2 protein-coding genes are annotated in these 731 nt (G+C 55.7%); both read right to left on the bottom strand.

The features are described 5' to 3' along the window. On the bottom strand, window positions 1-265 hold a 265-nt coding region (locus tag AB4874_RS19855), incomplete at its 3' end, for a hypothetical protein (RefSeq protein WP_368393312.1). 174 nt (window positions 266-439) lie between these two features. Continuing rightward, window positions 440-731, bottom strand: a 292-nt coding sequence (locus AB4874_RS19850; protein ID WP_368393311.1) for a hypothetical protein, incomplete at its 5' end; no start/stop codon positions are given.

The following is a 731-nucleotide window of genomic DNA, read 5'->3' as shown; positions in this document are numbered from 1 at the left end:
CGCCATTTTTCGATTCCAGATCGAAGTTGACCCTTGGGTCAGCGGGATATCCGGGCGGCAACCAATAGGCATCGTTAAGGGACGTGCGGCCGGCACCGATTTCAGCCCGGACATATGGGCCATAAGTGACGCTCGCCACGTTTTTCGGATTGATCACAGTCACCGGGCTGGGGGCTTTTTCCATGCCTCCCGCCATAGCTCCAATCGACGTCAGAGCGGTGGCTCCCATGAATGACAGTGCAGCGGCTGCAACTTTTGAACGCATTACGTTTCTCCTAGTACTTCCTCGCCGCACGTCAGAGCACTATGTGCCGCGAAACGGTCGAATTAATCTTCATGGCTTGTATGGAAAAGACACTTGCGCGCGGCCTGCGTCAACGATCAACGTGACCTGACCGAAATCAAGTCACGCCAATGTGCCAATAAAACCACGTATTTATTAACCATGTCCTGCCAAGACAGCGATCCGCACGGCCTCGGCATCTGCGGCCAGACGCGCCGCCTCGGTTGGCGAAACGGGTGCCCCCAGAATGGTGGAAACCGCAGTCACGGCGTCCGGCGAAATCGGTACAGTTTTGTCAGACGCGACGCCGAGGAACACGGCCATCAGTGTCTCGTTGCTGTTGCTGACGCCGGGAAGCGAAATCGATCCATCCAACGCATCGCGCAGCATGGACAGGTTTTGCAAAGGAGAATCAATATAGGTCTGGTTGTCGAAGTTCGTCGACAAA

It is taken from the genome of Thioclava arctica (assembly GCF_040892615.1).
In the GTDB taxonomy this organism is placed as follows: Bacteria; Pseudomonadota; Alphaproteobacteria; order Rhodobacterales; family Rhodobacteraceae; genus Thioclava; species Thioclava arctica.
The sequence above is the reverse complement of the archived record's forward strand: the minus strand, read 5'-3'. Positions and strand labels throughout refer to the sequence as shown.